Here is a 20700-nt window from a genome sequence, read left to right on the forward strand (position 1 = left end):
TTAGCCAGAATGTTTTGGGGCCGCATAGCGGCCCCGACAGATCAGATCAGCGTGCTGGAAAGCCCTTCACGAACCTCCCACGCAGCCCTCACCGGTGCGAACGAACGCCGATGGATGGGCGTAGGCCCCAGTCGCGCCAGGGCTTCGAGGTGCAACGGTGTCGGGTAGCCCTTGTGCCCGCCGATGCCGTAGCCCGGATAGATCAGCTCGAAGGCGCTCATCTCGCGGTCACGCGTGACCTTCGCCAGGATCGAAGCGGCAGCGATGGCCGGCACCTGGGAATCGCCCTTGACCACCGGCGCTGCTGGCACCGACAGTTTCGGGCAGCGGTTGCCATCGATCAACGCCAGTTTCGGCGTGACGCTCAACCCTTCCACCGCACGCTGCATGGCCAGCATGGTGGCCTGCAGGATATTCAGCTGGTCGATCTCGACGACCGTGGCACGAGCGACACAGAAGGCCAGGGCCTTTTCGCAGATTTCGTCGAACAGCAGCTCGCGACGCGCCTCGGTAAGCTTCTTCGAGTCGTTCAGACCCAGGATCGGCCGCTGCGGATCAAGGATCACCGCTGCAGTGACCACGTCACCGCACAGTGGGCCACGCCCGACTTCGTCGACACCCGCGACCAGGTCTTCGACCAGGTTGAAATCAAGTCCCATCTGCATGTCATCGATCCTTCAACAATGCCAGCACCGCGTCGGCAGCCTGGTTCGAGGCGTCGCGGCGCAGGGTGCGGTGAATCTGATCGAAGCTATCGGTCTGCTCGCTACCGTCTGCCACCAAGGGAGCCAGCGTGGTTGCCAGCGCTTCGGGCGTTGCGGCGTCCTGCAGCAACTCGGGGACCAGCAAACGCCGGGCCAGCAGGTTTGGCAGCGACACGTAGGGGCTCTTGACCATGCGCTTGAGAATCCAGAAGGTCAGCGGCGCAAGACGATAGGCGACAACCATCGGGCGCTTGTACAACAAGGCTTCGAGAGTTGCGGTGCCCGAAGCGATCAGCACCGCGTCGCAGGCGGCCAGTGCCTGGTGCGACTGACCGTCGAGCAGGGTCAACGGCAGTTCGCGCCCCTGCAGCATCTGCTCGAGCTGCGCACGACGCGCCGGACTGGCACAGGGTGAAACGAAACGCACACCGGGCACCAACGCCTGCAAGCGCTTGGCAGTATCGAGGAACAACACGCCAAGGCGCCCCACTTCGCCGCCGCGACTGCCCGGCATCAAGGCTACCAGCGGTCCATCGCCCAATCCCAGCGAAGCACGTGCCCCAGCACGATCGGCCTCCAGCGGGATAGTGTCAGCCAACGGGTGGCCGACGAAGCGTACCGGTACACCCTTCTCTTCGTAGAATTTCGCTTCGAAGGGCAACAGCGTCAGCATCAGGTCGCAGCCTTCGCGGATCTTCAGCACCCGCTTCTGCCGCCAGGCCCAGACCGACGGGCTGACGTAATGCACGGTCTTGATCCCGGCCTGACGCAACTTCAATTCGATGTTGAGGGTGAAATCCGGGGCGTCGATGCCGATGAACACGTCGGGCTTCTCGGCGATCAGTGTCTGGATCAGATCCTTGCGCCGCTTGAGCAGCTCACGCAGGCGCCCTAGCACCTCGACCAGCCCCATCACCGCCAGGCGCTCCATGGGGAAGTACGACTGCATGCCCTCGGCTTCCATCAACGGACCGCCGACGCCAATGAAGCGAACATCGGGATGGCGCGCCTTGAGCGCGCGCATCAGGCCGGAACCGAGGATATCGCCGCTGGCCTCACCGGCGACCAGCGCTACGCAAAGCGACGCCATGTCAGCGGGTGATGCCACGGGCAGAATTGAGGATCGACTGGCGGAACAATTCGACCTCCGGGTGCTGCCCGGCCAGTTCGTCCAGTTCCTTGATCGCCTCTTCCACGGTCAACCCCTGGCGATAGACGATCTTGTAGGCACGGCGCAAGTCATGAATGACCTCATCGCTGAAACCGCGACGGCGCATACCTTCAAAGTTCATGCTGCGCGCCTCGGCCGGACTGCCGAACACCGTGACGAACGCCGGAACATCCTTGCCGATCGCCGTGCCCATGCCAGAGAACGCGTGAGCGCCGATATGGCAGTACTGGTGCACCAGGGTATAGCCGGACAGGATCGCCCAGTCGCCCACATGCACATGACCGGCCAGCGCAGTATTGTTGACCAGGATGCAATGGTTGCCGATCACGCTGTCATGACCGATATGGGCATAGGCCATGATCAGGTTGTGATCGCCAAGCGTGGTTTCCGAACGGTCCTGCACAGTGCCGCGGTGAATGGTGACGCCTTCGCGGATCACGTTGTGATCGCCGATCACCAGACGCGTCGGCTCACCCTTGTACTTGAGGTCAGGTGTGTCTTCGCCGATGGAGCTGAACTGATAAATGCGGTTGTGCCTGCCAATCCGGGTAGGCCCCTTGAGCACTACATGCGGACCGATGACGGTGCCCTCCCCGATTTCGACATCGGGGCCTACGATCGACCAAGGGCCGACCTCGACGCCGTCAGCCAGCCTGGCCGACGGATCGATGATCGCCCGCGGATCAATCGAACTCATAGGGAGCGTTCCGCGCAGGTGATCTCGGCCGAGCAGACGGCCTTGCCGTCGACCAGAGCACGGCACTCGAACTTCCAGATCATGCTCTTGCGGCTGAGGAACTTGGCCTCCAGCACGAGCTGGTCACCCGGCAGCACTGGCTGGCGGAAACGCAGCTTGTCGGAGCCGACGAAGTAGTAAAGAGTGCCATCGGCAGGCTTCGCATCGAGCATCTTGAAGCCGAGAATCCCGGCCGCCTGGGCCATCGCCTCGATGATCAGCACGCCCGGCATGATAGGGTGCGCCGGGAAATGGCCATTGAAGAACGGCTCGTTGATGCTGACATTCTTGTAGGCACGAATGCTCTGGGCCTCGAAGTCCAGCTCCGTGACCCGGTCCACCAGCAGGAACGGGTAACGGTGAGGCAGGTATTCGCGAATCTCGTTGATGTCCATCATTTCGGGGGGAAGCCTGTAATAAGAATAGGGAGCGCAGGTGCTGACCACACGCTCCTTTTGCAGTCCAAAGAGGAGCCAGCTAGCGACTGTTCACTCTTGCTCAGGAAATGGTATCAGCCTTCTGATGCCGGCTGGCCACCTGAGGTCACGGTCTCGACGCGTTTTTCCAGTTGCTGCAGACGCTTGGACATCTCGTCGAGCTGACGTATACGTGCTGCGCTCTTGCGCCAATCGGCCAACGGCTGCATGGCAGTACCGGAAGAATAGCCGCCCGGCTCGGTGATCGAGCGGGTGACCATGGTCATGCCGGAGACGAAGACGTTGTCGCAAACATCAATATGACCGACCATGCCGACGCCACCCGCGATCATGCAGTGCTTGCCGATGCGCGTGCTGCCGGAAATCCCGACGCAAGCCGCCATCGCGGTATGGTCGCCGATCTGCACGTTGTGGGCGATCTGAATCTGGTTGTCGAGCTTGACGCCATTGCCGATTCGCGTGTCCGAGAGCGCGCCACGGTCCACAGCCGTGTTGACACCGATTTCCACATCGTCACCGAGCGTCACGCCGCCGATCTGGGCAATCTTCTGCCACACACCTTTCTCGTTGGCGAAACCGAAGCCTTCACCACCGATCACTGCACCCGACTGAATGACGACACGCTTGCCGATCGTGACATCGTGGTACAGCGTCACACGCGGGGCAAGCCAGCCACCTTCGCCGATGATGCAGCGGGCACCGACAACGCAATGCGCGCCAACGGTCACGTTCGCACCGATGCGCGCACCGCTTTCGATGACCGCGAACGGCCCGATGCTGGCGCTGGCATCCACCTGCGCATCGTCGGCTACCACGGCGCTGGGATGAACTCCCGCCACAGCCTTGGGCTTTGGATCGAACAGGTGAGAAATACGGGCGTAGGCCAGGTAGGGATCGGGGACGATCAGCGCATTGCCGGTGAAGCCTTCGGCATCCTCGGCCTTGATCAGTACCGCTGCCGCCTGGCTGTCATCCAGGAATTTGCGGTACTGACGATTGGCGAGGAAGCTCAACTGCCCCGGACCGGCTTCCTGCAAGGTGGCCAGTCCGGTGATTTCAAGCGACTCGGGGCCACTGAGCGTGGCCCCGAGGGTCTCGGCCAACTGACCGAGCGTAATGGTTACGGTCATATCAACGCGCTTGGTTCATGCGCTCGATGACCTGGCGGGTGATGTCATACTGAGGCTTGACATCGATTACCGCACCACGCTCGAGCACCAGGTCGAAACCACCTTTCTTGATGACTTCCTCGACGGCACCGTCGAGCTTGGGCTTGAGCTGCTTGAGCATATCGCGGTCAGCAACGGCCTTGGCTTCGTTCAGTTCCTTGGACTGGAACTGGAAGTCACGGGCTTTTTGCTTGAACTCGAGCTCCAGGCGCTCACGCTCCTGCTGCTGCATCTTGTCGCCACCCTTGATCAGTCGATCCTGGATGCCCTTGGCGCTGCTTTCGAGAGTTTTCAGCTGGTTCAGTTGAGGACCGAACTTCTTCTCGGCATCGACAGCGTACTTTTTGGCGGCGTCGGATTCGAGCAGCGCCATCTGGTAGTTCAGAACGGCAATCTTCATTTCGGCGAAAGCCGGGGTGGCGACCAGCGCCGCGGCCACTACGGCCAGTTGAGTCAACTTACGCACGATGCACTCCTGGATAAACCGTTGTCGTTAAGCAAGGGCCAAGCTTAGAAAGTCTGGCCCAGAGAGAATTGGAACACCTGGGTGTCGGCGTCGTCCGGTTTCTTGATCGGCATCGCCAGGCTGAAGCTCAACGGGCCCAGCGCGGTAATCCAGGTCACGCCCAGGCCGACGGAGCTGGCCATGTCGGAGAAACCGACCTTCGCGCAGTCAGGCTTGGAGCCGCAGTTGGTGTCGAACACGTTACCCACATCCCAGAAGACCGAGGTACGCAGCGAACGCTGGTCCTTGACGAACGGCAGCGGGAACAACAGCTCGACACCGCCCTGTACGAGGACGTTACCACCGAACGGCAGCGGGTCCTGGTCCGGGTCACGAATGGTACCCGGATTGGTGCCCTGGCTCGGCGTACTGCGTGGGCCGAGGCTGCTGTCCTTGAAGCCGCGGACAGAGTTGAAGCCACCCGCATAATAGTTCTCGTAGAACGGCAGGCCCGAGGTGCCGCCGAAACCATCACCATAGCCCAGCTCAGTGTGCAGGCGCAGGGTGTAGTCGTTGCTCAGTGGCTTGAACAGCTGGCCGCGGTAGTCGAGCTTGTAGAACGACAGGTCGCTGCCCGGTACGGTGGTTTCCAGGGTCAGGCTTTGCGAGTGACCACGGGTTGCCAGCACGCCTTTGTTCAGGGTCGATTCGGACCAGCCGATCGACGCCTTGAAGTTCAGGAAGTTGTCGCCTTCCTTGTCGAGGAAGTCGAAGATCTCGTCCACGGTGTAGCGACCGGTCTTGATCTTGTCCTGCTGGACGGTCAGGCCGTAGGTCAGGCGCGAGGTCTCGCTGATCGGGTAGCCCAGGCTGACGCCGGCACCGAGGCTGTCTACCGCATAGCTCGCCACGTCGACGTCGAGGTCGTCGTAGTTGGTGCTGCGGTAGAAGGCGTTGTAGCCCAGGCTCACGCCGTCGGCAGTGAAGTAGGGGTCAACGAAGCCGAAGTTGTATCGGGTCTGGTATTCGCTTCGGGTCAGGCCGATGGACACCTTGTTACCGGTACCCAGGAAGTTGCTCTGGCTGATCGAACCACCCAGGATCAGGCCCGCACTCTGGGCGAAGCCGACGCTGGCGGTGATCGAACCGGAAGCCTGCTCCTCGACCGCATAGTTGACGTCGACCTGGTCGTCGGTGCCTGGCACCGGCGGGGTCTCGACGTTGACTTCCTTGAAAAAGCCCAGGCGCTCGAGGCGGGTCTTGGACTGGTCGATGAGATAAGTGGATGCCCACCCACCTTCCATCTGACGCATCTCGCGACGCAGCACCTCGTCTTCGGTCTTGGTGTTGCCGCGATAGTTGATGCGGTTGACGTAGGCACGCTTGCCCGGATCGACGACGAACATGATGTCGACGGTGTGATCCTGGTCGTTCGGTTGCGGCACGCCGTTGACGTTGGCGAAGGTGTAGCCTTCGTTACCCAGTCGACGGGTGATCAGGTCGGAGGTGGTAGTCATCACCTTGCGCGAGAAGACCTGGCCAGGTTGTACCAGCAGCAGCGACTTGACCTGGTCTTCCGGCACTTTCAGGTCACCGGAAAGCTTCACGTCACGGACGGTGTACTTCTCGCCTTCGTTGACGTTGACGGTGATGTAGACGTGCTTCTTGTCCGGGGTGATCGATACCTGGGTGGACGCGATGTCCATGTTGATGTAACCGCGGTCCAGGTAGTAGGAACGCAGACGCTCCAGGTCACCGGAGAGCTTTTCACGGGCGTACTTGTCGTCGTTCTTGAAGAACGACAGCCAGTTGGTGGTTTTCAGTTCGAAGAGCTGGGAGAGGTCTTCGTCGCTGAACACGGTGTTGCCCACCACGTTGATGTGCTGGATCGCCGCGACGGTACCTTCGTTGATCTTGATCTTCAGGCCGACACGGTTGCGTGGCTGCGGCACGACCTCGGCATCGACCTCGGCCGAATAGCGGCCCTGGGCCACGTACTGGCGCTGCAGTTCGTTACGCACGCCCTCGAGCGTGGCACGCTGGAAGATCTCGCCCTCGGCCAGGCCGGACTGCTTCAGGCCTTTCATCAGGTCTTCGGTACTGATCGCCTTGTTGCCCTCGATCTCGATGCTCGACACCGATGGGCGCTCGACCACGTTGATGATCAGGACATTGCCGTCGCGATCCAGCTGGATGTCCTGGAAGAAACCGGTCTTGAACAGCGAGCGAGTCGACTCCACCAGGCGGCGGTCATCGACCTGGTCGCCTACGTTCAACGGCAACGCGCCGAACACGCTGCCGGCGGAAACCCGCTGCAGGCCGTTGACACGAATATCAGAGATGGTGAAGGACTCGGCGTGAACTTCAGCGATCATCAGTGCGGAGAGGACCGCAGTTAGCAGCAGACGTTTCATGAAGTCCTTTTATTCCAACTGGCAATAAACAACCCGCCACCGCAGCACGGCGGCAGGTTCGCAATAGAGCGAAGCGTTAAAGTCGACCCAGATCGTTGATCAGGGCGAGCAACATCACCCCAATGACCAAACTGATACCGATCTGGACCCCCCAACCTTGCACCCGATCAGAGAGCGGACGACCGCGCGCCCACTCGATCAGGTAGAACAGCAAATGCCCCCCATCCAGTACCGGGATGGGCAGCAGGTTCAGAACCCCCAGGCTTATGCTCAGGTAGGCCAGGAAATTCAGGAAATCCCCAACGCCCGACTGGGCTGAAGCGCCCGCCACTTTAGCAATGGTTATCGGTCCGCTCAAGTTTTTTACCGAGAGCTCCCCGAACAGCATTTTCTTCAGCGATTCAAGGGTCAGGACGCTCATGTTCCAAGTACGCGAGAGCCCCTCACCGACTGCTTCCAGCGGCCCATAGCTGACCTCTCGGAGCATGTTCGCAGGCCACTCGGCGCCTTTCACCCCAGCGCCCAGATAGCCTCCGGAGGCCTGCCCTTCCCCTTTGCGGGCCAGCGTCACAGGCAACTCCAGCTGTGCGCCATCACGCTCGATACGCAACTGCACCTTCGCGTCGGGGCGAGCCCTGACAGCGTCTACCACCTGCTGCCAGTCGCCCAGTGCAACGCCATCGAGCGTCAGGAGTTTATCGCCGCTCTTCAGCCCGGCTGCAGCGGCCGGTCCCTTGGGGTCGATTTCGGCGAGCACCGGGCTCACCGCCGGCCGCCAGGGACGCAGCCCCAGGGACTGGATCGGGTCGGGCTCATCGGCGCCCTTGAGCCATTGGTTCAGGCGGATCTCATGCTGGCGCTCCAGCGTGCCGCCATCATCGCGCACACCTACCCGAAGGCTGCCGCTCTCGCCGAGGCGGCGCACCAGCTGCAGATTGACCGCAGACCAGCCACTGGTCGGCTTGCCATCGATAGAAACAATTTCCTGGCCTGCCACAAGGCCCGCAGATGCCGCCAGGCTGCCAGACTCGACCGCACCGATGACCGGACGCACCTGCTGACTGCCAAGCATGGCGACCACCCAGAAGAACAGGATGGCGAGGAGGAAATTGGCAATGGGGCCTGCGGCAACGATAGCAATACGCTGCCCAACCGATTTGCGATTGAAGGATTGATCGGCAAGCGCCGGCGGTACCTCGCCTTCGCGCTCGTCGAGCATCTTGACGTAGCCGCCCAGCGGAATCGCCGCGACGACGAACTCGGTGCCATGGCGATCGTGCCAGCGCACCAGCGGCGTGCCGAACCCCACAGAGAAGCGCAGGACTTTCACCCCGCACTTGCGTGCCACCCAGAAGTGGCCGAATTCGTGAAACGTGACCAATACACCCAGAGCCACCAGGGTGCCGATAATCATGTAGAGCGCAGTCATATCCATCTCCGAATGACGTTCAGCCAGGCCTGGGGCCGATGGGAAATCAGCGGCCGTGGCGCCTCAACCACTCCCGGGACAGCTCCCGGGCTCGCTGGTCGGCGGCGAACACCGAATCCAGCGAAGGCAACGGCACTACCGGCTCCTGCTCGAGCACCTGTTCGATCATACCCGCGATTTCCGGGAAGCGGATACGCCGCTGGAGAAATGCCTCGACCGCCACCTCGTTGGCGGCATTGAGCACCGCCGGCGCGCTATTGCCCGCTTCAGCAGCTTCTCGCGCCAGGCGCAGGCAGGGGAACCGCTGCTCGTCGGGCGCCTGGAAATCCAGACGGGCGACCGCGAACAGGTCCAGCGGCGCAACACCGGAATCGATCCGCTCAGGCCATGCCAGGGCATTGGCGATCGGCGTGCGCATGTCCGGGTTGCCCAACTGCGCCAACACCGAACCATCCACATAGTCGACCAGCGAATGGATCACGCTTTGCGGATGCACCACCACCTCGACCTTGGCTGGCGCAGCATCAAACAGCCAGCAGGCCTCGATCAGCTCGAGCCCTTTGTTCATCATGCTTGCCGAGTCGACCGAAATCTTGCGCCCCATCGACCAGTTCGGATGAGCGCAGGCCTGCTCCGGCGTGACATCCATCAACGCCTTCGCCGAGGTTTCACGGAAGGGCCCGCCAGACGCCGTCAGCAGGATACGACGCACCCCCACTTGCGCCAGGCCGCGAGCATAGTCGCCGGGCAAGCACTGGAAGATAGCATTGTGCTCGCTGTCGATCGGCAGCAGCACTGCACCACTGGTGCGCACTGCCTCCATGAACAGCGCGCCGGACATCACCAGCGCCTCCTTGTTGGCCAGCAGCACCTTCTTGCCGGCCTGCACCGCCGCCAAGGTCGGACGCAGACCGGCAGCGCCGACGATGGCAGCCATCACGGTGTCCACTTCGCTGGCAGACGCAACCTGGCAAAGCCCTGCTTCGCCTTCCAGCACCTCGGTGGTGCTGCCCGCCGCCGCCAGCCCTTCACGCAGGCGGGCGACCGAATCGACGTCCGGCACCACCGCATACGCCGGCCGATGACGCAGGCACAGGGCCAGCAATTCATCCAGACGCGAATAGCCGCTCAGGGCAAACACCTGGTAGCGCTCGGGGTGGCGGGCGATCACATCCAGCGTGCTCAGGCCGATCGACCCGGTCGCACCGAGTACGGTAATCCGCTGCGGATGACTCACATCACACCCCATTCGGCCGCCCAGAGCAGCACGGCGAACATCGGGATCGCCGCGGTCAGGCTGTCGATGCGATCAAGCACGCCGCCGTGGCCGGGCAGCAGGTTACTGCTGTCCTTGATGCCTTCACGACGCTTGAACATGCTTTCGGTCAGGTCGCCAACCACCGAGGACATGACCACGATCACCGCGCCGACCAGGCCAAGCAGCAACTGCCCCAGCCCCCAGTCGCGCACGAGCCCGACCACCAAGGTGATCAACAGGCTCACGGCCATGCCGCCATACACGCCCTCCCAGCTCTTGCCGGGGCTGACGTGCGGCGCCAGCTTGCGCTTGCCAAAGGCACGGCCAGAGAAATATGCACCGATGTCGGCAGCCCAGACCAGTACCATCACCGCCAGGATCAAGCCATTGCCCAACGGCCAGTGCTTGAGCAGCAACAAACCTTGCCAGGCGGGCAACAACACCAGCAGACCGATCAGCAGACGGCAAGCGGCACTGCTCCACAACTCAGCGCTGCGTGGGTAGGTGAGCACCAGCCAGGTGGCCAATCCCCACCAGATCACCGACGCCCCCAGCACCCAAGGTGCAAGGTCCGGCATGAGGTAGAGCACCATCAGCGCTCCAGCGACCACGGCGGCATAGGCGATGCGCAATGGCTGGGCCATCAACCCGGCCAGACGCGCCCACTCCCAGGCACCAAGGGTCACCACGAAACCGATGAACAGGGCGAAATCCGCTCCGTTGAGCAGGAAGAAACCGCCCAGCGCGATCGGCAACAGGATCAGCGCAGTAATGATGCGTTGTTTAAGCATTAAGCACGAGCTCCAGCCTCGACCTGCTCGCTGGTCTTACCGAAGCGGCGCTGGCGCGAAGCGAAATCGGCCAGTGCACTACGCATGGCCTCGTGTTTGAAGTCCGGCCAGTACAGGTCGGAGAAATACAACTCGGCGTAGGCCAACTGCCACAACAGGAAGTTGCTGATGCGGTGTTCGCCACCGGTGCGGATGCACAGGTCGGGCAACGGCAGGTCACCCGTGGCAAGGCAGGTCTGCAGCAGACCGGGCGTGATGTCGTCCGGGCGCAGATGGCCGGCCTGGACTTCGCGCGCCAGGCGCTGGGCGGCCTGGGCGATATCCCACTGACCGCCGTAATTGGCAGCGATCTGCAGGATGAAGCGATCGTTGCCGGCAGTCAGCGCCTCGGCCTCTCGCATCGCCGCCTGCAGCTCCGGATGGAAGCGCGAACGGTCACCGATGATGCGCAGGCAGATGTTGTTGTCGTTCAGTCGCTTGGCCTCGCGGCGCAAGGCCGAGAAGAACAGCTCCATCAACGCACCCACCTCATCGGCCGGACGCTGCCAGTTCTCGCTGGAGAAGGCGAAGAGCGTGAGCACTTCGACCTTGGCCTCGGCGCAGACCTCGATCACCGCACGCACCGCATCGACGCCGGCCTTGTGCCCGGCAACGCCAGGCAGCAGGCGCTTTTTCGCCCAGCGGTTGTTGCCGTCCATGATGATAGCGACGTGACGCGGCACCGACGAGGGTGCCGCCTGCTTGGTCTTTTCCATGAAAAAGTCCTGGCCTCAGACGGCCATCAGGTCCTTTTCCTTGGCTTTGAACGCAGCATCGACTTCCGCCACGAACTTGTCGGTCAGCTTCTGGATCTCGTCAGCTGCACGACGTTCTTCGTCTTCGCTGATTTCCTTGTCCTTGGTCAGCTTCTTCAGATCAGCCAATGCATCGCGACGCACGTTGCGCACGGCAACCTTGGCGTCCTCGGCAACGCCGCTGGCCTGCTTGGTGTAGCCCTTGCGGGTTTCCTCGGTCAGGGCCGGCATCGGCACGCGAATGGTGGTACCGGCGCTCGATGGGTTCAGGCCCAGGTCGGAGGTCAGGATGGCCTTCTCGATCGCGGCGCTGAGGTTCTTGTCGTGGGCGACGATCTTCAGGGTACGGGCATCCTCGACGGTGATCGCGGCCACCTGGTTCAGCGGCATCTCGCTACCCCAGGCAGGGACCTTGACGCCGTCCAGGATGCTTGGGTGGGCGCGACCGGTGCGGATCGCTGCCAGGTTGCGGGCCAACGCCTCGAGGGACTTGCCCATGCGCTCCTGCGCGTCTTTCTTGATGTCGTTGATCATGCTTCGCCTTCCTCGATCAAAGTACCTTCAGCGCCACCCACCACGATGTTCAGCAGGGCGCCAGGCTTGTTCATGTTGAATACCCGCAATGGCATCTTGTGGTCGCGGCACAGGCAGATTGCGGTCAGGTCCATGACACCGAGCTTGCGATCCAGCACCTCGTCGTAGGTGAGGTGGTCGAACTTCTCGGCATGCGGGTCCTTGAATGGGTCGGCAGTGTACACACCATCGACCTTGGTCGCCTTCAGCACCACGTCGGCATCGATTTCGATGGCACGCAGGCAGGCTGCGGAGTCGGTGGTGAAGAACGGATTGCCGGTACCGGCGGAGAAAATTACCACATCCCCGGAGTTGAGGTGGCGAATAGCTTTGCGACGATCGTAATGATCGGTGACGCCAACCATGGAGATGGCGGACATGACCAGTGCCGGGATGTTCGAGCGCTCCAGCGCATCGCGCATGGCCAGTGCGTTCATCACGGTGGCCAGCATGCCCATATGGTCGCCCGTGACGCGGTCCATGCCGGCTGCACTGAGCGCGGCGCCGCGGAACAGGTTACCACCACCGATCACCAGGCCGACCTGGACACCGATACCGACCAGCTGGCCGACTTCCAGGGCCATGCGGTCCAGCACCTTCGGGTCGATCCCGAAGTCTTCCGAGCCCATCAGGGCCTCGCCGCTAAGTTTGAGCAAAATGCGTTTATAGCGAGGTTGGCGACCACTCACCTGCTGAGCCATTGCGAGTCTCTCCTGCGGCGTACTTTTAGAAAATTCCGTGCGGGCTGTGTGCAGCCTGCTAACTGTAGCGTGGCACTGCTTCAGTGCCAGCGCACAGGGCCAGATAAACCCTTGCGCGCTTTGACAAAGAGGCTGCGCGCGTGAGCGGGCAGCCTCTTTGGGGCGACAGACGAGTCCGTCTTACTGCTTGGCGGCAGCGACCTGGGCGGCAACTTCGGCAGCGAAGTCGTCAACAGGTTTCTCGATGCCTTCGCCAACCTTGAAGTAGGTGAAGGAGACGATTTCAGCACCGGCTTTCTTGGCCAGATCGCCGACCTTGACTTCCGGGTTCATGACGAAGGCCTGCTCTTTCAGCGAGGCTTCTGCCTTGAACTTGGTGATACGGCCGTTGATCATGTTCTCGACGATGTTTTCCGGCTTGCCGGCGATCTTGTCGGCGTTCAGCTGCAGGAAGACACCCTTCTCGCGCTCGATGGCCTCGGCGGAGATTTCCGACGAATCCAGGAACTCAGGGTTCGAAGCTGCAACGTGCATGGCGATGTTCTTGGCCAGCTCTACGTCACCGCCTTTCAGAACGACGGCAGCGCCGATCTTGTTGCCGTGCAGGTAGGCACCGACCACGTCGCCTTCGACGCGAGCCAGACGACGGATGTTGACGTTCTCGCCGCACTTGGCGACCAGAGCTTCACGAGCAGCTTCACGCGAAGCGATCAGCGGAGCTGCGTCGGTCAGCTTCTGGGCGAAGGCTTCTTCCAGGCTTTCGGCGACGAAGTTCTTGAAGTCGTCTTGCAGGGCCAGGAAGTCGGTCTGCGAGTTCACTTCCAGCAGAACGGCGACCTTACCGTCGGTCTTGACGGCGATAGCGCCTTCAGCGGCAACATTGCCAGCCTTCTTGGCGGCCTTGATGGCGCCCGAGGCACGCATGTCGTCAATGGCTTTCTCGATGTCGCCGCCGGCCTTTTCCAGGGCCTTTTTGCAATCCATCATGCCTTCGCCGGTACGCTCGCGCAGTTCTTTGACCAGCGCTGCAGTAATTGCTGCCATTTCAAAATCCTCTTGGAAAGTTTTTCAACCATTCCACCCGTTCATCACGGGCGTTCAATTCTGGAAATCCACTGTCTTCACACCAGCGTCACACATGATGCGGCGTGCTTGCTGACAAGAGGATTTCAGGTGGCAAAAAGGGGGCCAAGCCCCCTTTTCGCGTGCCAAGTAGACGCCAGGCGTCAATTACTCAGCAGCTGGTGCCGCCGCTTCTTCAGCGTAGACTTCGGTACCGCCGGCAACGTTGTTGCGACCGCGGATGACGGCGTCAGCCATCGAAGTCATGTACAGCTCGATGGCGCGGATTGCGTCGTCGTTGCCTGGGATCACGAAATCAACGCCTTCCGGGCTGCTGTTGGTATCGACAACGCCGATGACCGGGATGCCCAGCTTGTTGGCTTCGGTGATTGCAATGCGCTCGTGATCAACGTCGATGACGAACAGAGCATCAGGCAGACCGCCCATGTCCTTGATACCACCCAGGCTGCGATCCAGTTTTTCCAGGTCGCGCGAGCGCATCAGGGCTTCTTTCTTGGTCAGCTTGGCGAAGGTGCCATCTTCGGCCTGGGTTTCCAGGTCGCGCAGACGCTTGATCGAAGCACGGATGGTCTTGTAGTTGGTCAGCATGCCGCCCAACCAGCGGTGATCAACGTATGGCGAACCGCAACGAGCAGCTTGCTCGGCGACCAGTTTGCCAGCGGAACGCTTGGTGCCGACGAACAGGATCTTGTTCTTGCCCTGGGCCAGGCGCTCTACGAACGACAGAGCGTCGTTGAACATCGGCAGGGTTTTTTCCAGGTTGATGATGTGGATCTTGTTGCGCGCGCCGAAAATGTACTTGCCCATTTTCGGGTTCCAGTAACGGGTCTGGTGGCCGAAGTGCACACCGGCCTTCAGCATATCGCGCATGTTGACTTGGGACATGATAGTTCCTTGATAAGTCGGGTTGGGCCTCCACGTATCCCAATGACCAACCCATGGATCCGAAGATCCCGGGCACCCAGGCCATCGTGTCGACACGTGTGTGGGTTTGAGCTGACGGGGACCTCCCCGAAAGCGGCGCATTTTATACCACAGACAGAAGACGAACGGAACCCGCAAGGTGTTTCATCCGTCAGCGGCTTTTGCAGCGGTTCGACAATCGCGCCAGAATGCCTTCCATAGACCACCGGATCCGCGGTTTTCTCCCCACAGAACGCCGCCCTGCTCTGTTAGAATCCGGCCTTTCCCGTTTGTTGCGCGCCGCCCGGCGCCGTAGAGAGCCTGTAATGACCGTCACCATCAAGACCGCAGAAGACATCGAGAAGATGCGCATCGCCGGCCGCCTGGCCGCCGAAGTCCTCGAAATGATCGAAGAGCACGTCAAGCCTGGCGTGACCACCGAGGAACTCGACCGCCTGTGCCACGACTACATCGTCAACGTCCAGCAGGCGATCCCGGCACCGCTCAACTACAAGGGCTTCCCCAAGTCGATCTGCACCTCGATCAACCATGTGGTCTGCCACGGCATTCCCAACGAGAAGCCGCTCAAGGATGGCGACACCATCAACATCGACGTGACCGTGATCAAGGATGGCTACCACGGCGACACCAGCCGCATGTTCCATGTCGGCACCGTCGCGCCCTGGGCCGAGCGCCTGTCCAAGGTCACGCAAGAGTGCCTGTACAAGGCCATCGAGCTCATCAAGCCTGGCTGCCGCCTGGGCGACATTGGCGAAGTGATCCAGAAACACGCTGAAAAGAACGGTTTCTCGGTGGTTCGCGAGTTCTGCGGCCATGGCATCGGCAAGGTCTTCCATGAAGAACCGCAGATCCTGCACTACGGCAAGGCCGGCACCGGCATGGAGCTGAAAGAAGGCATGACCTTCACCATCGAGCCCATGATCAACCAGGGCAAGGCCGACACCAAGGTGTTGGGCGATGGCTGGACCGCGATCACCAAGGATCGCAAGCTCTCGGCACAGTGGGAACATACGCTGGTGGTCACCGCCACGGGTTATGAAATCTTCACCCTGCGCAAAGACGACACCATTCCCCGTACCTCGGCGTAATTCAACTCAGGAAGGCGACTCGATGCCCCAGGTGGATCCAGAGCTGTTCGACCGTGGCCAGTTCCAGGCGGAACTGGCGCTCAAGGCAAGCCCCATCCCCGCCTTCAAGAAGGCTCTGCGCCAGGCAGCAGACGTCTTCGACAGACGCTTTCGCGAGGGTGTCGAGATCCGCAGCCTGATCGAGGACCGCGCCTGGTTCGTCGACAATATCCTGCAGCAGGCCTGGAACCAGTTCGACTGGGGCAATCCGGACGGCGTTGCCCTGGTCGCGGTCGGCGGCTATGGCCGCGGCGAGCTGCACCCCTGGTCGGACATCGACCTGCTGATCCTGCTCGACCAGGCGGAACACGAGCAGTATCGCGACGCCATCGAGCGCTTCCTGACACTGCTGTGGGACATCGGCCTGGAGGTCGGTCAGAGCGTGCGCACGGTCGAGGAATGCGCCGAGCAGGCGCGCGCCGACCTGACAGTGATCACCAACCTGATGGAAAGCCGCACCGTCGCCGGCCCCGAGACGCTGCGCGAGCGCATGCTGGAAGTCACCAGCACTGCGCACATGTGGCCGAGCAAGGAGTTCTTCCTGGCCAAGCGCGCCGAGCTCAAGGCACGGCACCACAAGTACAACGACACCGAGTACAACCTGGAGCCCAACGTCAAGGGTTCGCCAGGCGGCCTGCGCGACATCCAGACCGTACTCTGGGTTGCCCGCCGCCAGTACGGCACCCTCAACCTGCACGCGCTGGCGGGCGAAGGTTTTCTGCTGGAAAGCGAGAACGACCTGCTGGCCTCCTCGCAGGCCTTCCTCTGGCGCGTGCGCTACGCCTTGCACATGCTTGCCGGACGTGCCGAAGACCGCCTGCTGTTCGATCACCAGCGCAGCATCGCGGCGCTGCTCGGCTACAGCGACGAGAACCCCAAGCGCGCCATCGAGCAGTTCATGCAGCAGTACTACCGGGTGGTGATGAGCATCAGCCAGTTGTGCGACCTGATCATCCAGCACTTCGAGGAAGTGATCCTCGCTGACGACAACGGCAGCACCCAACCGCTGAACACGCGCTTTCGCCTGCATGATGGCTATATAGAAGCGGTCAATCCGAACGTCTTCAAGCGCACACCGTTCGCCATGCTGGAGATCTTCGTGCTGATGGCCCAGCATCCGGAGATCAAGGGCGTACGCGCCGATACCGTGCGCCTTCTGCGCGAACATCGGCACCTGATCGACGACAAGTTCCGCAACGATATCCGCAATACCAGTCTGTTCATCGAGCTGTTCAAGTGCGAGATCGGCATCCACCGCAACCTGCGGCGCATGAACCGCTATGGCATCCTCGGTCGCTACCTGCCGGAATTCGGTCTGATCGTCGGACAGATGCAACACGACCTGTTCCACATCTATACGGTCGATGCGCACACGCTCAACCTCATCAAGCACCTGCGCAAATTGCAGTACACCCCGGTGTCGGAGAAATTCCCGCTGGCCAGCAAGCTCATGGGACGCCTGCCCAAGCCTGAGCTGATCTACCTCGCCGGCCTCTATCACGACATCGGCAAGGGTCGCCAGGGCGATCACTCCGAGCTCGGCGCGGTGGACGCGCAAGCCTTCTGCGAGCGCCACCAGTTGCCGGCCTGGGACTCGCGCCTGATTGCCTGGCTGGTGCAGAGCCACCTGGCGATGTCCACCACGGCCCAGCGCAAGGACCTCTCCGACCCACAGGTGATCAACGATTTCGCCCTGTTCGTCGGCGACGAAACCCGCCTGGACTACCTCTACGTGCTGACCGTGGCCGACATCAACGCCACCAACCCCAGCCTGTGGAACTCCTGGCGCGCCAGCCTGCTGCGCCAGCTCTACACCGAAACCAAGCGCGCGCTGCGCCGGGGCCTCGAAAACCCGCTGGACCGTGAAGAACAGATCCGCCAGACCCAGAGCGCGGCGCTGGACATTCTCGTGCGCGAAGGCACCGACCCGGACGATGTAGAGCAACTCTGGTCGCAGCTGGGCGACGACTATTTCCTCAAGCACACCGCAGCGGACGTAGCCTGGCACAGCGATGCAATCCTTCAGCAGCCGGCCGATGGCGGTCCGCTGGTGCTGATCAAGGAAACCACCCAGCGCGAGTTCGAAGGCGGCACGCAGATCTTCATCTACGCGCCCGACCAGCACGATTTCTTCGCCGTGACCGTGGCGGCGATGTCGCAGCTCAACCTGAACATCCATGACGCCCGCATCATTACCTCCAGCAGCCAGTTCACCCTCGACACCTACATCGTGCTCGACAACGACGGCGGCTCGATCGGCGACAACCCGCAGCGGGTCAAGCAGATACGCGAAGGGCTGACCGAGGCACTGCGCAATCCCGAGGATTACCCGACCATCATCCAGCGACGCGTGCCGCGCCAGCTCAAGCACTTCAACTTCGCGCCGCAGGTGACCATCCTCAACGACGCCCAGCGCCCGGTGACCATCCTCGAGATCACGGCCCCCGACCGGCCCGGCCTGCTGGCGCGCCTGGGACGGATCTTCCTGGAGTTCGACCTGTCGCTGCAGAACGCCAAGATCGCCACCCTCGGCGAGCGCGTGGAAGACGTGTTCTTCATCACCGATGCCGACAACCAGCCGCTCTCCGACCCGCAACTGTGCAGCCGCCTGCAGGAAGCCATCGTCGAACAGTTGCAGGCCGGCCAGTCCAGCGATACCAGCCCCACCCGCGTGACCTTCTGACGATTACGAGACCTTGCGCCGATGAACCATGCCTTGACCCAGCTTCAGCCCTACCCCTTCGAAAAGCTCCGCGCCCTGCTCGGCAGCGTGAAGCCTGCCGCGGACAAACGCGCCATTGCCCTGTCGATCGGTGAGCCGAAGCACGAATCCCCGGCGTTCGTCGCCAAGGCCCTGGCCGACAACCTCGACAAATTGGCGGTCTACCCCAGCACACTCGGCCTGCCGGCCCTGCGCCAGGCCATCGGTCAGTGGTGCGAGCGCCGCTTCGGCGTCCCCGCCTGCTGGCTCGATGCCGACCAGCACATCCTGCCGGTCAACGGCACCCGCGAAGCGCTGTTCGCCTTCACTCAAACAGTGGTCAACCGCGCCGATGACGGCCTGGTCGTCAGCCCCAACCCGTTCTACCAGATCTACGAGGGCGCGGCGCTGCTGGCCGGCGCTACCCCGCACTACCTGCCATGCCTGGAAAGCAACGGTTTCAATCCGGACTTCGACGCGGTACCTGCCGAGATCTGGAAACGTTGCCAGATCCTGTTCCTGTGCTCCCCAGGCAACCCCACTGGCGCGCTGGTGCCGATGGACACCCTGAAGAAACTGATCGCCCTGGCCGACGAGCACGATTTCGTGATCGCCGCCGACGAGTGCTACAGCGAGCTGTACTTCGACGAAGACGCCCCGCCGCCTGGCCTGCTGAGCGCCTGCGCCGAACTCGGCCGCAGCGATTTTGCGCGCTGCGTGGTGTTCCACAGCCTGTCCAAGCGCTCCAACCTGCCGGGCCTGCGTTCGGGCTTCGTCGCGGGCGACGCCAAGATCATCAAGCCATTCCTGCTGTACCGCACCTACCACGGTTGCGCCATGCCGGTGCAGACGCAACTGGCCAGCGTGGCCGCCTGGCAGGACGAGGCCCATGTGCGGGCGAACCGCGATCAGTACCGCGCCAAATATGACGCCGTGCTCGAGATTCTGCAGCCAGTGATGGATGTACAGCGCCCGGACGGCAGCTTCTACCTGTGGGCCAAGGTGCCGGGTAGCGACGCCGACTTTACCCGCGACCTGTTCGAGGCCGAGCATGTGACCGTGGTGCCTGGCTCGTACCTGTCGCGTGAAGTGGATGGCGTCAATCCCGGAGCAGGACGCGTGCGCATGGCGCTGGTTGCGCCGCTGGCCGAGTGCATCGAGGCGGCCGAGAGGATTCGCGGGTTCCTCGCAGGGCGCTGAAATGCCCCTCGTCTCGGGGCTGGCGTCGATGTCAGCCCCGAGGCAACTATCCACCGGCCCCTCGCCCCTGCACCGGCACATTGTTCGCTCCCGACCAAGGAGCTGAGCGATATCCTGAAGGTCGCCTGCCAATGGCTGGAGCATGCAAATCTCGAGTTCGGTCATGCCCCGGGCATGATCATGAGCATGAGCACCCGGGCGTGGGGATGCCTGAACGCATGTCACCGCACAGACTTATGTAATGCTACGTAGCTTGATCCGTCGTAGATCATCCTGAGTTCCAACCACACCAGGAACTCTCCGATGCATACACCCTCTCCACCCCGCTGCCGTCAGCGCACCGAGCAGCAGCTTTCCCATGATCTGGCCGTTACCGAGAACCCCCACAACAGGGGCCAGAGCAACGGCGGTCGAAAAAAGCGCGGACTGATACAGACCGGCCGACTATGGGCACCCGGTCGTACTTTGTGGGTCTCGTTTCTCGGTGCTCCGGACAGAAAGCTCAAGATGTCGGTCTTCGAACTGGCTTGCCAGTGGGTGGAACTTTCCGACGCCAACCTGACGCTTGATCTATCAGAGGATGATGACAAACATGCCCAGATCAGGATCCTCACAGGCAAGCATGCAGAGCACAACGAATCAGACATCGGCACCGATGCACTGGCTTATGAAGACGACACCATGGCGCTGAATGTCATACCGGGGGATGAAACATTCGAATCCACCGTGTTACACGAGTTCGGCCATGCGCTGGGGTTCGAACATGAACATCTGCACCCCGATGCCAGCATCCCCTGGAACGAGCCGTTGCTAATCGAAGCTCACAAGCGTGCGGCTGGCTGGTCAGAGCAAGACGTCAGGGAGCAATACCTGAACAAACGGCCCGACAGCGGACTGATCAAAACCCAGTACGATCCGCTATCCATAATGCATTACCCGATTGCGGCCTGGATGACCTTGGATAATTCCGAGATAGGCCAGAACACAGAGCTCAGTGCGAAAGACATCGACCTGATGCGCCTGGCCTACCCGCACGACTGACG

19 protein-coding genes are annotated in these 20700 nt (G+C 61.8%); 4 read left to right on the forward strand and 15 right to left on the reverse strand.

Going from position 1 to position 20700, the window contains the following annotated elements; translation table 11 throughout:
* Positions 1-41: 41 nt before the first annotated feature.
* The 15 genes from rnhB to rpsB all read right to left on the reverse strand — a co-directional run bounded on the left by rnhB (position 42) and on the right by rpsB (position 14590).
* Positions 42-665 (reverse strand): ribonuclease HII, encoded by a 624-nt coding sequence (gene rnhB, locus IAE40_RS17560; protein ID WP_054891068.1) that lies wholly within the window; start codon positions 663-665, stop codon positions 42-44.
* A 1-nt stretch (position 666) separates the two neighbouring features.
* Positions 667-1794 carry a lipid-A-disaccharide synthase gene (lpxB, locus tag IAE40_RS17565; RefSeq protein ID WP_200603610.1) on the reverse strand — a complete coding sequence of 376 codons (1128 nt, stop codon included), beginning with the start codon at positions 1792-1794 and terminating at the stop codon, positions 667-669.
* A 1-nt stretch (position 1795) separates the two neighbouring features.
* A complete protein-coding gene (gene lpxA, locus IAE40_RS17570) occupies positions 1796-2572 on the reverse strand; it encodes an acyl-ACP--UDP-N-acetylglucosamine O-acyltransferase (RefSeq protein WP_054891070.1) in 777 nt (258 codons plus the stop codon).
* Entirely contained in the window at positions 2569-3009 is a 441-nt protein-coding gene (fabZ, locus tag IAE40_RS17575) for a 3-hydroxyacyl-ACP dehydratase FabZ (protein WP_054891071.1), read from the reverse strand. Before fabZ ends, lpxA begins: the two co-directional genes overlap by 4 nt.
* A 113-nt stretch (positions 3010-3122) precedes the next feature.
* Positions 3123-4178 carry a UDP-3-O-(3-hydroxymyristoyl)glucosamine N-acyltransferase gene (gene lpxD, locus IAE40_RS17580; protein WP_200603604.1) on the reverse strand — a complete coding sequence of 352 codons (1056 nt, stop codon included), beginning with the start codon at positions 4176-4178 and terminating at the stop codon, positions 3123-3125.
* A gap of 1 nt (position 4179) precedes the next feature.
* Positions 4180-4683 carry an OmpH family outer membrane protein gene (locus IAE40_RS17585; protein WP_054891073.1) on the reverse strand — a complete coding sequence of 168 codons (504 nt, stop codon included), beginning with the start codon at positions 4681-4683 and terminating at the stop codon, positions 4180-4182.
* A 44-nt stretch (positions 4684-4727) separates the two neighbouring features.
* Entirely contained in the window at positions 4728-7076 is a 2349-nt protein-coding gene (bamA, locus tag IAE40_RS17590) for an outer membrane protein assembly factor BamA (RefSeq protein WP_200603605.1), read from the reverse strand.
* Between the two features lie 76 nt (positions 7077-7152).
* A complete protein-coding gene (rseP, locus tag IAE40_RS17595) occupies positions 7153-8505 on the reverse strand; it encodes an RIP metalloprotease RseP (RefSeq protein ID WP_197890566.1) in 1353 nt (450 codons plus the stop codon).
* Between the two features lie 46 nt (positions 8506-8551).
* Positions 8552-9742 carry a 1-deoxy-D-xylulose-5-phosphate reductoisomerase gene (gene ispC, locus IAE40_RS17600; RefSeq protein WP_054891076.1) on the reverse strand — a complete coding sequence of 397 codons (1191 nt, stop codon included), beginning with the start codon at positions 9740-9742 and terminating at the stop codon, positions 8552-8554.
* Positions 9739-10554, reverse strand: a complete 816-nt coding sequence (locus IAE40_RS17605; protein WP_054891077.1) for a phosphatidate cytidylyltransferase — start codon at positions 10552-10554, stop codon at positions 9739-9741. The genes ispC and IAE40_RS17605 overlap by 4 nt, the downstream gene beginning before the upstream one ends.
* Positions 10554-11309 (reverse strand): polyprenyl diphosphate synthase, encoded by a 756-nt coding sequence (uppS, locus tag IAE40_RS17610; RefSeq protein WP_054891078.1) that lies wholly within the window; start codon positions 11307-11309, stop codon positions 10554-10556. The genes IAE40_RS17605 and uppS overlap by 1 nt, the downstream gene beginning before the upstream one ends.
* A 15-nt stretch (positions 11310-11324) precedes the next feature.
* Entirely contained in the window at positions 11325-11882 is a 558-nt protein-coding gene (gene frr, locus IAE40_RS17615; protein WP_054891079.1) for a ribosome recycling factor, read from the reverse strand.
* Positions 11879-12622, reverse strand: coding sequence for a UMP kinase (pyrH, locus tag IAE40_RS17620; RefSeq protein ID WP_023381972.1), 744 nt, complete (start codon positions 12620-12622; stop codon positions 11879-11881). The genes frr and pyrH overlap by 4 nt, the downstream gene beginning before the upstream one ends.
* 180 nt (positions 12623-12802) lie before the next feature.
* A complete protein-coding gene (tsf, locus tag IAE40_RS17625; RefSeq protein WP_063545921.1) occupies positions 12803-13666 on the reverse strand; it encodes a translation elongation factor Ts in 864 nt (287 codons plus the stop codon).
* A gap of 186 nt (positions 13667-13852) precedes the next feature.
* The gene (gene rpsB, locus IAE40_RS17630; protein WP_054891081.1) at positions 13853-14590 is read right to left on the reverse strand and encodes a 30S ribosomal protein S2; all 738 of its coding nucleotides are present in this window, start codon (positions 14588-14590) and stop codon (positions 13853-13855) included.
* Positions 14591-14934: 344 nt separating this feature from the next.
* On the opposite strand from rpsB, the gene map reads away from it, so the two are divergent.
* The 4 genes from map to IAE40_RS17650 all read left to right on the forward strand — a co-directional run bounded on the left by map (position 14935) and on the right by IAE40_RS17650 (position 20698).
* Positions 14935-15717: a type I methionyl aminopeptidase gene (gene map, locus IAE40_RS17635; protein ID WP_054891082.1), complete on the forward strand. Its 783-nt coding sequence runs from the start codon at positions 14935-14937 to the stop codon at positions 15715-15717.
* Positions 15718-15739: 22 nt separating this feature from the next.
* On the forward strand, positions 15740-18439 hold the full coding sequence (locus IAE40_RS17640) for a [protein-PII] uridylyltransferase (RefSeq protein ID WP_197890564.1): 2700 nt from the start codon (positions 15740-15742) through the stop codon (positions 18437-18439).
* A 21-nt stretch (positions 18440-18460) separates the two neighbouring features.
* The gene (gene dapC, locus IAE40_RS17645) at positions 18461-19657 is read left to right on the forward strand and encodes a succinyldiaminopimelate transaminase (RefSeq protein WP_197890562.1); all 1197 of its coding nucleotides are present in this window, start codon (positions 18461-18463) and stop codon (positions 19655-19657) included.
* Between the two features lie 303 nt (positions 19658-19960).
* On the forward strand, positions 19961-20698 hold the full coding sequence (locus IAE40_RS17650; RefSeq protein ID WP_200603606.1) for a M12 family metallopeptidase: 738 nt from the start codon (positions 19961-19963) through the stop codon (positions 20696-20698).
* The last annotated feature ends 2 nt before the right edge of the window (positions 20699-20700 follow it).

Origin of the sequence: Pseudomonas sp. S44, from assembly GCF_016624805.1 — a bacterium.
In the GTDB taxonomy this organism is placed as follows: Bacteria; Pseudomonadota; Gammaproteobacteria; order Pseudomonadales; family Pseudomonadaceae; genus Aquipseudomonas; species Aquipseudomonas machongensis.